At 43.1% G+C, this 13,583-nt stretch carries 11 protein-coding genes; 5 read left to right on the top strand and 6 right to left on the bottom strand.

What is annotated here, in order from left to right; all coding sequences use genetic code 11:
• Positions 1-38: 38 nt before the first annotated feature.
• On the bottom strand, positions 39-911 hold the full coding sequence (locus AC5JPO_RS04045) for a LysR family transcriptional regulator (protein WP_058023799.1): 873 nt from the start codon (positions 909-911) through the stop codon (positions 39-41).
• A 505-nt stretch (positions 912-1,416) separates the two neighbouring features.
• Between AC5JPO_RS04045 and leuC the strand changes: the two genes are divergently transcribed.
• The 5 genes from leuC (at position 1,417) to AC5JPO_RS04020 (ending at position 7,205) form a co-directional block, all read left to right on the top strand.
• Positions 1,417-2,835 carry a 3-isopropylmalate dehydratase large subunit gene (leuC, locus tag AC5JPO_RS04040; RefSeq protein WP_493853336.1) on the top strand — a complete coding sequence of 473 codons (1,419 nt, stop codon included), beginning with the start codon at positions 1,417-1,419 and terminating at the stop codon, positions 2,833-2,835.
• 142 nt (positions 2,836-2,977) lie between these two features.
• Positions 2,978-3,628, top strand: coding sequence for a 3-isopropylmalate dehydratase small subunit (gene leuD, locus AC5JPO_RS04035; RefSeq protein ID WP_319050174.1), 651 nt, complete (start codon positions 2,978-2,980; stop codon positions 3,626-3,628).
• A gap of 151 nt (positions 3,629-3,779) precedes the next feature.
• On the top strand, positions 3,780-4,496 hold the full coding sequence (locus AC5JPO_RS04030; RefSeq protein WP_493852620.1) for a hypothetical protein: 717 nt from the start codon (positions 3,780-3,782) through the stop codon (positions 4,494-4,496).
• A gap of 42 nt (positions 4,497-4,538) precedes the next feature.
• The gene (gene leuB / locus AC5JPO_RS04025) at positions 4,539-5,642 is read left to right on the top strand and encodes a 3-isopropylmalate dehydrogenase (RefSeq protein WP_493853335.1); all 1,104 of its coding nucleotides are present in this window, start codon (positions 4,539-4,541) and stop codon (positions 5,640-5,642) included.
• Between the two features lie 291 nt (positions 5,643-5,933).
• A complete protein-coding gene (locus AC5JPO_RS04020; protein WP_493853334.1) occupies positions 5,934-7,205 on the top strand; it encodes a L,D-transpeptidase family protein in 1,272 nt (423 codons plus the stop codon).
• A gap of 254 nt (positions 7,206-7,459) precedes the next feature.
• Here the strand turns inward: AC5JPO_RS04020 and infA are convergent, their stop codons facing one another.
• The 5 genes from infA to AC5JPO_RS03995 all read right to left on the bottom strand — a co-directional run bounded on the left by infA (position 7,460) and on the right by AC5JPO_RS03995 (position 13,489).
• Positions 7,460-7,681 (bottom strand): translation initiation factor IF-1, encoded by a 222-nt coding sequence (gene infA, locus AC5JPO_RS04015; RefSeq protein WP_021814850.1) that lies wholly within the window; start codon positions 7,679-7,681, stop codon positions 7,460-7,462.
• 121 nt (positions 7,682-7,802) lie between these two features.
• Positions 7,803-8,642 carry a tRNA pseudouridine(38-40) synthase TruA gene (gene truA, locus AC5JPO_RS04010; RefSeq protein WP_493853333.1) on the bottom strand — a complete coding sequence of 280 codons (840 nt, stop codon included), beginning with the start codon at positions 8,640-8,642 and terminating at the stop codon, positions 7,803-7,805.
• Positions 8,643-8,685: 43 nt separating this feature from the next.
• The gene (locus AC5JPO_RS04005; protein ID WP_493853332.1) at positions 8,686-9,786 is read right to left on the bottom strand and encodes an asparaginase; all 1,101 of its coding nucleotides are present in this window, start codon (positions 9,784-9,786) and stop codon (positions 8,686-8,688) included.
• A gap of 175 nt (positions 9,787-9,961) precedes the next feature.
• On the bottom strand, positions 9,962-11,650 hold the full coding sequence (locus AC5JPO_RS04000; RefSeq protein ID WP_493853331.1) for a FimV/HubP family polar landmark protein: 1,689 nt from the start codon (positions 11,648-11,650) through the stop codon (positions 9,962-9,964).
• A gap of 51 nt (positions 11,651-11,701) precedes the next feature.
• Entirely contained in the window at positions 11,702-13,489 is a 1,788-nt protein-coding gene (locus AC5JPO_RS03995; RefSeq protein WP_493853330.1) for a type IV pilus assembly protein FimV, read from the bottom strand.
• Positions 13,490-13,583 lie beyond the last annotated feature (94 nt).

Here is a 13,583-nt window from a genome sequence, read left to right as displayed (position 1 = left end):
AATAGCTTAATCTGATAAATTGTTATAGTAGACGGTTTTTACTCGATAGGTGCAAGCAGGTCTAATAATGCAGTCACGCTACTAGATTGGGTTAACTTTGGATTGATAACCACACCTAAATAGCGTTGTAATTCGATATTGTCAGCCATATCGATACGTTCTAAATCTTGACTGACCATTGTTTGTGGCAACACGGACCAGCCAAGTCCAACAGAGACCAACATACGAATGGACTCAAGAGGATTGGTGCTCATCGTGGCATAAGGTTTGAGGTTATGCTTAGCAAATTCAGCCAAAGTGATCTGACTGGTAAAGGTATTGGCAGACGGCAAAATGGCAGGGTAGCGCGCTAGCTGCTCTAGTGTGACATTCGATTTGGTAGCCAAAGGTGATAGCGTACCGGTCATAAAGTAGAGCGGATCTGACCATAGCGTATGATACGTTAAGCGTTTATCATATACAGGCGGTAGTGTCACAAACGCCAACGACAGATCACCATCCAATACCGCTTTGTGCGCTTTTTCTGAATCAACAAAATGCACTTCTAACTGGACTGCTGGATAAGTCTGGATAAAATGCTTCAGTACTGGTGCTAGATGATGTAAGCCAATATGATGGCTCGTACCAATCACAAGCTTTCCAGATACGATATGCTGAGAGTGCTGTAGATTAATCTTAAAATTCTCATAATCTTCTAACCAGCGCTTGGCATGTGGTAACATCTCGCTGGCTGCTTGAGTAGGTACAATCCCGCGCCCTACAGTATCGAACAGAGTAATGTTAAATTCATCTTCTAAGTTTTTGATGCGCTTGCTGACGGCCGGCTGAGTGATAAATAGCTTTTCTGCTGCACCTGATATACTGCCGGTGTGCATAACGGTAACGAATGTCGTCAAGTTTGTAGTGTTCAAGCGGGTGTCCTTAGCTACTTTATGAGCTATAAATAAAAGTTGGCGTATCTAATTATAACGTATTAGAAATAAAAGTTTGCATCTGGTTAAAAATCATCAATTATTATTATAGGATTTGCCTGCTATAATCACAAGACATCAAGACGTATTGTCACATATTTATTCTACAAACCTGATTATTTACGACACAAAGACATGCTTTGAGCACTGATAATCGTCATAGAGTGCAAGTTATAGGTAAGCAATCTGTACTACTGGTTTAACTACGGGTCTAAAAATAGCGATTGAAAAATTAGCAGTCTTACTTTTGGCCTTAAAAACCATAGCCTAGAGAATATAATTTAAAGGGTATAACCTAAACAGCATAGATAATTATCACGCTTGTAGAGACAACGTTATAGACCAGCATAATATTTAAACAACCATTCGAATAGATAAAATCCCAGCTTGCTATTGAGTAAGTCTGCGAAAATTAAGTCATTAGTCATCAATAAAGGATAGCATCATGGCCGGTCAAACATTATATGACAAACTTTGGAACGCTCACGAAGTCACCAAGCGCGATGATGGTTCGAGCTTAATATATATCGATCGTCATCTTTTACACGAAGTAACCAGTCCACAAGCCTTTGAAGGGTTAGAGCTTGCCAATAGGGCACCATGGCGCCTATCTGCCAATATCGCAAGTCCTGACCATAATGTACCGACTGTCACCAAAGAGCGCTCAGAAGGCGTACCTGGGATTAAAGACAAAGTGTCACGCTTGCAAGTTGTGACTTTGGACGAGAACTGTACCAAGTTTGATATTGCTGAGTTTACCATTAATGATGCGCGTCAAGGCATTTTGCACGTCGTTGGTCCTGAGCAAGGCTTAGTACTACCTGGTATGACCGTTGTCTGCGGCGATTCGCACACAGCCACCCACGGGGCGCTTGGTTGTTTGGCTCATGGTATCGGTACCTCTGAAGTTGAGCATGTATTGGCAACGCAGTGTTTGATTCAAAAGAAATCAAAAAACATGCAGATTCGTGTTACTGGTCAACTGGGTACTGGTGTGACATCGAAGGATGTCGTATTGGCTATTATCGCCAAGATCGGTACGGCGGGTGGCACAGGACATGCGATTGAGTTTGCAGGTCAAGTATTTGAAGACATGAGTATGGAAGGTCGTATGACCGTCTGTAATATGGCCATCGAAGCCGGTGCGCGTGTTGGTATGGTAGCAGTTGATGATACGACGATAGATTATGTCAAAGGTCGTCCATATGCGCCTGATGAATCACAGTGGTCACAAGCGGAAGCTTACTGGCGCACACTATATTCAGACGATGATGCGGTATTTGATACTGTGGTTGAGATCGATGGTAGCCAAATAGCGCCTCAGGTATCTTGGGGTACGTCACCTGAGATGGTGGTAGATATCACGCAATCTGTACCAACGCCTGATCAAGCCATTGATGAAGCGCAAGAGGAAGGCTGGTTACGCGCTTATACCTATATGGGGCTAGAGGCAGGTCAGAAAATAACAGATATCCAGCTTGATCGTATCTTTATTGGCTCATGTACCAACTCGCGTATTGAAGATCTGCGTGATGCAGCAGCGGTAATTAAAGGCCGTAAAGTTGCTGATAACGTCAAAGAAGCTATCGTCGTTGCAGGCTCTGGACAAGTAAAATTGCAAGCAGAAGCAGAAGGTTTGGATGCTTTGTTTACTGAAGCGGGCTTTGAGTGGCGCGAACCGGGTTGTTCAATGTGTCTTGCGATGAATGCAGACAAACTTGAACCACAAGAGCACTGCGCTTCAACCTCTAACCGTAATTTTGAAGGTCGTCAAGGCAATGGTGGACGTACGCATTTGGTGAGTCCAGCAATGGCAGCCGCTGCAGCATTGGCTGGTCATTTCGTGGATGTTCGTACGTTTTAGGTCCGATGAAGATGAGTTGAAAACTGGTATATATAGTTATGACTTATGCCAGTATATTGTTTGAATCAGTGAGAGATTGATTGCCGTTTTACTGACTCATCAAAGTTTTCCACCAGCAAAAATACAATTGATAGGAAATTTTATGCAAGCTTATAACACCCAAACCGGCATCGTTTGCCCACTTGATCGCGCAAATGTCGATACCGATCAAATTATCGCAAAACAGTTTTTGAAATCTATTAAACGTACAGGCTTCGGCGTAAATCTATTTGACGATTGGCGCTATCTGGATGAAGGCTATCCAGGTCAGGACAATAGTACACGCGTCATTAATCCAGACTTTGTATTGAATAAGCCGCGCTATCAAGGCGCTACCATATTGCTGGCACGCAGAAACTTTGGCTGTGGCTCTAGTCGTGAACATGCCCCTTGGGCGCTTTCAGAGTATGGCTTTCGCACCGTCATTGCGCCAAGCTTTGCAGATATTTTTTATAATAACTGCTTCAAAAACGGTATGCTCCCGATTGTTTTAGACGAAGCTATTGTAGATACTTTAATGAAAGCCACGATTGCCAATGAAGGCTATGAGCTTACCGCTGATCTAGAGCGTCAGGTGGTTATCACGCCAACAGGCGAAGAGTACGCCTTTGATGTCGACGCTTTTCGCAAACATTGCTTACTCAATGGACTTGATGATATCGGCTTAACATTGCAGCAAAGTGATGCTATCAAAGACTATGAGCACAAAATGATGCAAAAAACGCCATGGATATTCAATAGCGTACGCGCTTAGCTGGTGGGTCGACGATGAGTTTATGCGTTATTGCTTACAAAACTACCGGACAGGCGTAACGCAGCGTTGAGTTATGGCGGTGAACTGGCTAAAATGAAAGGTAGTTTTTTACAATATTTTATTATCTCTCTTATAAATAGTAGCCGCCATTATGAATAAAAAACATTATGCTCTATGGACAAGCACCATTGTTACTGCAAGCTTATTTTTGTCAGGCTGTCAGCTGCTGACGGGTTACCAAAAAATAGACGAGGCAAAAAGTGCGCAAGCGTGGGTAGGTAAAATTCAACCTATCGATGGGGAAGTAAACATCGCATGTGTGGGCACTTATCACTGTGAAATTGTGCAAATAGACAAGACGCTCATCATCGCGCCTGACAGTCACAAACCAGTCAATCCTCAGATTGTAGTAGATATGCCGAGTTACCAAGGTGCGATAAACGCCCCTGCAAGTATGGATATGACGCCTCTTATCAATAAAAACGCTATAAAGATAGTGCCACTAGCAGCGTCTAGCATGCCTGGGTTGACCAATTACTATGCTCGAGTACTGCCCGCAAAACACGAAGTCCATGTTAATTTTTATCCAGAAAACAACATGGGCTATATTGAGCGTTTTGCGATGATTCATGATTTTGCTGAGGCAGGTACTTATCAGTTACGTGCTTATCAAAAAAACATGAGCAAAAAGCCTGGCAGCCTACTAGAAACAGCATCACCTGAGCCTTTGTGTATTGAGCTATTGCAAGGTAATGAGGTACAGCGACGCTTCTGTAAGCAACTGGGGGCTGAGCATCAAGGTGAGTTTGTAGAGACTGACATCATAAAAACTGTATCATCATCCAAAGCCAAAAAGATCAAAGCGTAATAAAATTAATTTACCAATAAAAATATATCCAAAAGGATTAGTATGGCAACGATTTTAACATTAGCGGGCGATGGTATTGGCCCTGAAATCATGACTCAAGCTATTGATGTGCTCAAAGCAGTCAATAATAAGTTTTCGCTAGACTTAACATTAGAGTCTGGATTGATTGGCGGCGTAGCCATTGATGCAACAGGTGAGCCCTTACCTGATGAGACGTTAGCGCGTGCGCGCGCAGCAGATGCTGTATTATTAGGTGCAGTCGGTGGACCTAAGTGGGATACAATTGAACGCAGCAAACGCCCTGAGCGCGGTTTGCTAAAAATTCGCGGCGAGCTTGGTCTATTTGCTAACTTACGTGTAGCAAAACTTTATCCGCAGCTAGCCAATGCGTCAAGCATCAAACCTGAGATTATATCTGGTTTAGATTTACTTATCGTTCGTGAGCTGACAGGTGGTATCTATTTTGGTGAGCCACGTGGTATCCGTACACTGGACAACGGCGAACAGCAAGGCTATAACACAATGGTGTATAGCACCAGCGAGATTGAGCGTATTGGTAAAGTTGCTTTTGATCTGGCAAAAACACGTGCCGAAGCCGCAGGTAGAGCTGCCAAAGTATGCTCAGTAGACAAAGCCAATGTCCTAGAAGTGACTGAGCTGTGGAAGCAGACGATAACTCAGATGCAACAAGCTAATTATAGCGATGTGGCGCTGTCGCACATGTATGCGGACAATGCGTGCATGCAATTGATCAAAGATCCTAAGCAGTTTGATGTCATGGTGACCGGCAATATGTTCGGTGATATCTTATCTGATGAAGCAGCAATGTTGACAGGCTCCATTGGTATGTTGCCATCAGCAAGCTTAGATGAAGCTGGAAAAGGTATGTATGAGCCATGCCATGGTTCAGCACCAGATATCGCTGGGCAGGATAAAGCCAATCCACTGGCGACTATTTTGTCTGTTGCTATGATGCTGCGTTACACTTTTAAGCAAGAAACAGCAGCACAAGCGATCGAGCAAGCAGTTAGTGAGGTTCTTGATGATGGTTTGCGTACGCTTGATATTCTAGACAGTAGCGAAGCTGGCTTAAAACAAGTAGGGTGCCAAGAGATGGGGCAAGCTGTTCTAGCTAAATTATCGTAAGTTTGCTGATATCATATAGATTTCTTTGACAGTCTTATCTATGTTTTTTGAACCCATAAGTTATTAAGTAACTTATGGGTTTTTTATACTACAGGCATAGAGCCATGCCTTAGTGTAAACAAACCAGTATGTTTATGCGCTCTATTAACAAATGCATAGTAGGAATAGTCAGTTATTAACATAAAGCTGTTAGAGGATAGTGTTAGCGCTGTGGCAATATATCCCTACAATAAATTTTTTGACATTTTTTCGATACTTTTTTCGATATATAGTAATTATTTAGGAGGTTTTATGTCTCAACTACTCAAGGTTGGCGGCGTTGTCGTTGCTATAGGGGCAGCATCATTATTATCAGTGGGTTGCAGTAATGCTAATACCACTGAAAACAGCGTACAAACGACTGAAGATAAGTCAGTGAGTAATGACGCGGCAGATATGGAGACGAGTGCAGAAGCTCCTACAACAGATAGTAGCATGACTGTAAATACAGACACTGACATGAGCGCTATGAGCAATCGAAATAGTGACAGCACCAATACTGGGGCAACAGACAGCACGATGATGGGTGGCAACGATACCAGTCCCGTCACCAATGGTGTCAGTCAGCAAATAGAAGGTGATAGCAACACTGCCAACTCGTTGAATAAACTCCTTCCTAAAATTAAATATAGCACAACAGAATTATCGGAAACTGCCAAAAAAGTAAATGACGCCACATGGACAGCTGATAGCAAAATAGATCGGAATGTCGGTACTAAAGTACAAGCACTATTGAACTGGAATCATAGTGGTGTTGGGGCAGTAGATGGCTACTGGGGAAAGAATACACGTAAAGCCATGCAAGCGTTCCAAAAAGCACAAGGTCTACCAGTAACAGAATCGCTGAACGAAACAACGTGGCAAGCATTAACTCAAAATAGTACGCTTACCTCACAGCCCGTATTGGTCAGCTATCAGTTAACCGACGCTGATGTAAACTTCACGACAACTCAGATCCCGGCTAGCGCAGAAGCCAAAGCGAAGCTAGATGGTATGTATTACGAAAGCGTTCTAGAATCTTTAGGTGAAAAATTCCATATCAGTCGTGACTATCTTAAATTGCTCAATCCCAATGCTAGCTTCGAAAGTGGTGAAACTATTATCGTCTATAATCCAGGCAATCCCAACACCACACCAGTAAGTCGCGTGGTCGCTGATAAAGACACCCAAACGCTATATGCTTATGACGATAGTAATAATTTGGTAGCCAGTTACCCGACGACAGTAGGCAGTACAGCAACACCTTCACCAACAGGTACGCATCAGGTCAAAGTAAAAATTCATGAGCCCAATTACACCTATACGAGTGATGATGGTAAAAAGTCGATCATACCACCAGGCCCTAATAATCCAGTCGGATCAGTGTGGATTGGGCTAAGCAAGCCCTCTTATGGCATTCATGGTTCACCAGATCCTGAGCGTATCAGCCGTCAAGCATCAGCAGGCTGTGTTCGCCTCACCAACTGGGATGCACTTAGTCTATTAGGGGTTATCAAGAGCGATGCAACTGTCGAGTTTAATTAATCTATAATTTAAGCAGTTCATAAAACACAGACAAAAAAATACCGCTAATATTGAGCGGTATTTTTTGGTAAAAATAAACAGCAAATACTAAATAACTAAAACTGTGATAGGCAATAATGAGTAGGTCAGCATTTTCATTATTATTATCAGTTAAACTACCCAAGCGTCAATATCAGCTATCAGCGATAAAGTAGCTATTTGGTTGTTGGCTGTATTTTTACAAATACATTTATAACTATTTGGTTGGTATGTATTTAATTCTTACCACGGTACGTGATACGACCCTTAGATAGGTCATAAGGGGTCATCTCGACCTTAACTTTATCACCTGTCAAAATACGAATATAATGCTTACGCATCTTACCTGAGATGTGTGCAATGATTTCGTGTCCGTTTTCTAAACGAACTTTGAACAAAGTGTTAGGAAGGGTATCAATGACTTCGCCTTCAAATTCGATAATATCGTCTTTTGCCATAATTTGTATCAATCAATTAAAAATAAGCCCATATTATACGTAAGTTAGCCGATTAAAGCAATACAGAACCTGGTTTTGACTTGACAGCCTGTAAGTGATATGTATATCAGGTTATGTTGCATCAATCAGGTAGATTTAGCCAGACAGGCGTTAATGGTGCATCTGGTAATAAGGATTGGAAGCGTTCGGGGTAGTAGGCATTGATAAAATACAGACCGTCGCCTGACGCCGTGGGCGGCGCAATGGTTCGATCTTTTTTATTCAAAATGTTCAAAAAATCTGCTGGTTTTAGCTCATGTCTACCGATAGCGTATAACGTACCCATTAGATTACGAACCATATGATGCAAAAAACCATCTGCCTGTATGTCGAATACAATAAACTGTCCATGAGCAAAAAGATGAGCATGACTGATGCTACGGACTGGCTGGTTGGACTGGCAAGCCGCAGCACGATAGCTGCTAAAGTCGTGAGTGCCAACGATATCAGCCGCCGCCTGTTGCATAGCTGTGAGATCAAGAGGCTCATAGATGTGAGTCACTTGATGATTCAGTATCGCAGGTCTCTGTGCTTGGTTGAGGGTAATATAGCGATAACGCCGGGCAATCGCACCAAAGCGCGCATGGAAATCAGCTGGCATTGGCTGAACCCAGCGTAGCGCAATATCATCAGGCAAGAGGCTGTTTACGCCGCGTAACCAGTTATGAGTAGGGCGATACGCATGGGTGGTGAAATGAGCAATCATGTTACTGGCATGGACACTAGCGTCAGTACGTCCAGCAGCAATAACTTCAACTGATTCGTTGGCGACTTTGCTAATGGCATTCTCTAACGCTTCTTGGACACCCAGCACCTCTCGTTGTCGCTGCCAGCCATGATAGTGTGTACCCAAGAATTCGATGGCAATCGCTAAAGTATATAGTGGCGATTGTTCATGATCGATGATTTTAGTATCAGACATTGTGGTTTCTAAGCTTATAAATTTGGAATGGATGGAGAGTTGCTTATCTTTTTTTGATGCTTGTACCCGCTTGACTGACATTGTTCAACCAACGCTGTCGACGTCTTGCTGGACTGTCATAGCGCAGTAGCAACCATAGCAACCGTGCATAAATAGCAGGGATAGTTAAACGACCACCAGCAATTACATGATAGTCGTATTGCCAACTACCAGCAGCATAGCTGTCGCTTACACCGCCAAACGGACATTGGCTGGCGCATATCACGATGTGTCCCTGCTCATGAGCAAGACTGAGCGTATCTGCTAGTGTATCTGAATAAGGAATATTACCAGCGCCAAACCCTAGCAGGATAATACCGCATGGCGGCTGAGATAATAAGTTTTGTAATTGATTATTTATCACAGACGCATCATTGGGCAAGCAGTATAAGGCATGGATCTTGGACTGCTCAGCGCGTGCCGTGATATTAGGTAGCAAGACTTGCTGATCATCAAGCCAATGCTGTCTGCGAGTCTCTGGGAGGTTTCTGATATAACTGTTGGCCGGATATGCCGCGCGCGAATGACCCGTAAATGCCATAAGATCATGACTGTGAATCTTTTGCACGGTTTGTGCAGGCCACGATTCACCGCCAAAGCTAATTTTGACGCCTGACTCACCAGCAGCGGCCAGCTTTAATGAGTCGTTAAGATTGCTCCAAGCATCGCTATGGTCGTCAATCTCATAGGACTGTATTACCTCACTGTTTAGCAATGGTCGCATGCTTCCAGTTACTACGATACAAATATCGCTACCGGCAAAAGCTTCCGCTAAAAACGCACCTAAGTAACTCAATGTGTCGGTGCCACTAATCAACACAAAGCGTCTCTCACCTTGTGTGTAAGCATTAAGTAACAGTTGATAAAAATTTACAAAATCGCTGGGGGTAAGCTGGCTACTGTCTTTGATTAGCGTGTTGTCCAACCATGAAATGGCTGGTGAAGTAACGGCGTTATCTTGTTCAGACAATAGTTTTTTTAGTGTGGGCAAAAAGATTTCTGCTGATAAAGGGGCCAAAGGGCGGCCATAGCTACCAAAGGTACCACCAGCATAAATCAGTTGAATAGGATCGGACAGGTTTTTGGATGTAGCAGAAGATGGCATAATATCAACACAGTAAAAAGTATGAAAGAAAAGAGGTGCTATAGAGTTTAGTAGCAGTGATAGCATTTAATAATAGATGGTATCAGAGTCAGATGCAAAAAATCAGCAAGCACGCCTTAATCAGAGAATATTTGCTGATTAAGGCGTACTTGCTGATGACTACTTTGTTTGTTGATTACGCAGTACGTTCAAGCAGCACTTGTGCTTGTTGTTTTTGCTCGCTATTACCTTGAGCAATCACTTCATTCAATAAACGTTTTGCACTATCATACTCACCCAGCTGTAGATACTGACCTGCTAAGTCCAATGTTACCTGATTGCTATCTAGAGACTTCACAAAATCGAAATCAGCGGCAAAGCGTGATGAAAAGTCTTCTGCTGATTCAACAGCTTCAGTGGTGTTATCAGTTTCGATCTCTACTGGTGCGGTTGTAGAAGCGGGAGTTTCCAATAAAGAGTCAGCATCATCAATACCAAAGTCATCATCTATGCTTGTATTGTCATCAAATCTCAGCGGTGCAGGTGATGAATCATCCGACGCTTCAACAGGACTATCTTCAATATCATCAGCGAGTAGTTGTTCTTCAAGATTAAGATCTACAAGACTATCATCTTCAAATGTGCTGTTTTCAAACGTATTGTCTTCAGCAGCAACTTCTTCAAAGTCAGTGTTTTCTAAAATAAAGCTATCGAGGTCATTACTTTCTTCGGTAGTAGACAATTCGTTATCAAAACCGGTATCGACATTAGAGACAGTATCAACGTTATCTGGCGTATCTAAACTATCTAGAGATAAAGAAAAGTCATCTTCACTGCTTTGAATAGCATCAGTAGAGGTGCCTACTAAGTTATCAGTTACATCGTTAGTTATTGCTGTATCTGTATCCGCAGCTAAGTCATCAAAATCTAAGACAAAATCGTCATCTTCTAACGCTAACTCTTCGTTTTGGTCGTCTACAGTATCTGAGATGATAGTGTTGTCAGTCGACGTATCGTCAGTCGCCGAGTCAAAATCAAACTCAAAGTCACTAAAGTCATTGTCTTCAACAACTTCAGTACTTTCATCAGTAGATGTAGCGGAGGCGTCATCATCTGCAATAGATAATGGTGCAACAGGATTGTCAGCAGTAGTATGAGGCTCGTCAAAATCACTTTCTAATGAGTCGCTTTCTAAGTCACTAAGCGTCAGATCAAAGCTATCTGCCGTATTTTCAGTAGTTGGACTGGTATCATTGAGTTCATCCGAAAGCACTGGCTGAGCAATAGGCTCGTCTATCACAATATCTTTGTTGTCTTCGATGACTGGCTGATCAGAGACTGTATCTTTGTCATTGACTTGGCTGGTTGGTAAATCAAAATCTAAACCGTCAAAGGTATTATCAACAGCATCCTCAGTTGCTAGTTCTTGTGTAGCGACTGGACGTGGCTCGCCAACATACAGATCTTTGAGTTCATCAGCGAGCGTAAGGGTCTTGCCATCGTTATTAAGTTTAATGGTGTTATAGACGTTATCGAAGTTTTCTGGCTGATCAATAGTGGCGTATATACTGAGTAACTTGATAGATAATTGACCATCATTAGGCTTTTCACTTAAACCACGATTGATTGTTTCGATCGCTTTGTCATAACGCTGTTGATCTATGAAGCGCTGAGCAATGGTAATGTGATCAAACTTATTGTTAGCGTATTCATTGCTTTGGGCAGTAGTGCCATAATCCGTTTGCGGTGCCCGAGTAGCAGAGTTTCTTAGCGAGTTGACAGGGGGTTGAGCACTCTGTTTTTGTGCTTTGTTTTTGCGCAATAACAAGCCTGCAACTAACAGAATAAGCACCAATCCGGCGATAATATATAGCATATTGTCCATTGTTACTCCTACGCCTATGATCATAGCGTCTTGCGTTGATCAGTTAGGCAATTATTGATTGCGTAGTTTTTTAAGACGAGCTTGTAGCTCAGCCAGTTTTTGATTTTGTAGTTGGAGCTTTTTAGTATAGCTATTGAGTGCGCTGCTAGTCTTTGACAAACGCTTCGCCTGTGAGGCTGTTCCTTGTCTTGACGATTTGAGCGTTGCTAAAATATCAGTGCTTAGACCATTACCATTATCCGCTGCAGATTTTGCTTGTGTTCCATCTGCATTACCATCACTACCAGGGGCAAGTACAGAAAATTGCGCTTGCGGCAGTATCTTTGTTTTAGTCGTTGTGGATTTTTCAGGACGCTTGGCTACTTGCGCCGTTTCAGATGATTTTTTGGTTGGTGATGGTGTAGCCTTTTTGATTACAGGTGTATTTGCTCTACGGTTATACTGTCTTTGGGCGCTAATAGCAGCTTCCAAACTCTGCTGCGACGGTATGATATCGTAACTGGGCAGGCTCAGCTTCGCATCTGCTTTTAACTGATCGGCATCTTTATTGATAAAGGCATCAGGGTTTTGTGATTGAATCTGCTTCATTACTGTTGGCGTATCTAGATTGTTTTCTTCTGCAATCTGCTGAGCAATCACCCACAAGCTATCGTTGCGCTGTACCTGATACTGAGTAGTAGCGCTACTCACAACTTTATTACTGGCTGTCATCGAATCATTAGGCGATGGTACAGATAGTGCTGTGCTATCCGCGGTCTTGCGGTCTTGAGAGGCCGCCGTAGGAGTATCACTCGCATCTTGCGCGATTGTTGATACGCTTATGGGCTTGCTCGTTGGTACGAGAGGTGAGCTTGCTATAGCATCTGCTTTGCTGCTTGGCTGTATTTGACGTGTCACTTGTATATTGAGAATATCGAGCTGCTGATTGGTTCTTGGTTTATCTGCTACCACTGTATTTATGCTGTTTTTGTTAGGGCGTTCATTTATAGAACTATTGTCAGTTGTCGCCGTGCCACTATTGCTACTTGCGGTACTCAAAAGGCTATTGCTCAGAGAGTTTGTTAAGTTACCGCGATTATCAGTAGGGCTAGAATTATTATCTGTATCAGAGATACGCTTCAAACGTCCATTATCAAGGCGACTAGGTGCATAAGCGAGACGGTTGACCTGTGAGGTAACGGTCATAGTGGGCGCTTGTACGTTAGGCGCCGCTAACGTGGTCGCCAATAAGGCGTCTGTTGGTGCTTTTGGTGTTGATAATTGGGGCGTTGATAATTTAGGCGAGGATATTGCAGGTACCGAAATCAGCGGTGGCGGTGCACCTCTGCGGACTGTCAAAGGCACAGCAGTACTTGCAGAGACGCTAGGTAGATTTGGTTTCTTCGCTGCTGTCACCATAGTGTTACTGGTATTGATAGGCAGGGTTTCTTTCAAAGGCATCAGCAATGTTTTTGGCAACATATTGCGCTGCCCCTTGTCGTTTATCGCCAAAACAACATCAGCAAACGGCTTGGATACAGGCTGTGAGGTGGTGATAAGCAACTGGCCACTGGTCGCCGAGGTCGGTTGAAATCGTACCATCATAGAGTCAGTAGGGGAGAGTCCCATTTGCTGGTAGATAGTAGAGTTTGCCAAACTGGCTGAAAAGTCCGCTGCTTCTATATTGCTAACAGCGATACTAGCGGCTAGTGGCTCATGCTGAGCTGAGGTAACTACCGTTTTACCGATAGTTGCCGCCTGCGCGCTTGATACTAGGACCGCCCAACCTATAGAGCAAAGCATTGCCATCGATACCGCGCGATGTACAGGAGTCAAGCGACGAGATAGATGACAAGACATGAGTAGTCCTTTAGGATATAAGTTATCTTTGCTGTTATAACAAAATACGGTTTAGTTTACCAGTTTATTTCACAACTGTTGTGTGCAATGCACA

The organism is Psychrobacter sp. H25 (genome assembly GCF_059076335.1).
Note: the sequence above shows the minus strand (reverse complement) of the source record. Positions and strands in the feature narration are given on the sequence as shown.

Excerpts from the sequence above, each read along its gene's own strand:
- leuC (WP_493853336.1), top strand. The coding sequence starts at position 1,417 with ATGGCCGGTCAAACATTATATGACAAACTTTGGAACGCTCACGAAGTC.
- leuD (WP_319050174.1), top strand. The coding sequence starts at position 2,978 with ATGCAAGCTTATAACACCCAAACCGGCATCGTTTGCCCACTTGATCGC.
- AC5JPO_RS04030 (WP_493852620.1), top strand. The coding sequence starts at position 3,780 with ATGAATAAAAAACATTATGCTCTATGGACAAGCACCATTGTTACTGCA.
- leuB (WP_493853335.1), top strand. The coding sequence starts at position 4,539 with ATGGCAACGATTTTAACATTAGCGGGCGATGGTATTGGCCCTGAAATC.
- AC5JPO_RS04020 (WP_493853334.1), top strand. The coding sequence starts at position 5,934 with ATGTCTCAACTACTCAAGGTTGGCGGCGTTGTCGTTGCTATAGGGGCA.
- infA (WP_021814850.1), bottom strand. The coding sequence starts at position 7,681 with ATGGCAAAAGACGATATTATCGAATTTGAAGGCGAAGTCATTGATACC.
- truA (WP_493853333.1), bottom strand. The coding sequence starts at position 8,642 with ATGTCTGATACTAAAATCATCGATCATGAACAATCGCCACTATATACT.
- AC5JPO_RS04005 (WP_493853332.1), bottom strand. The coding sequence starts at position 9,786 with ATGCCATCTTCTGCTACATCCAAAAACCTGTCCGATCCTATTCAACTG.
- AC5JPO_RS04000 (WP_493853331.1), bottom strand. The coding sequence starts at position 11,650 with ATGGACAATATGCTATATATTATCGCCGGATTGGTGCTTATTCTGTTA.
- AC5JPO_RS03995 (WP_493853330.1), bottom strand. The coding sequence starts at position 13,489 with ATGTCTTGTCATCTATCTCGTCGCTTGACTCCTGTACATCGCGCGGTA.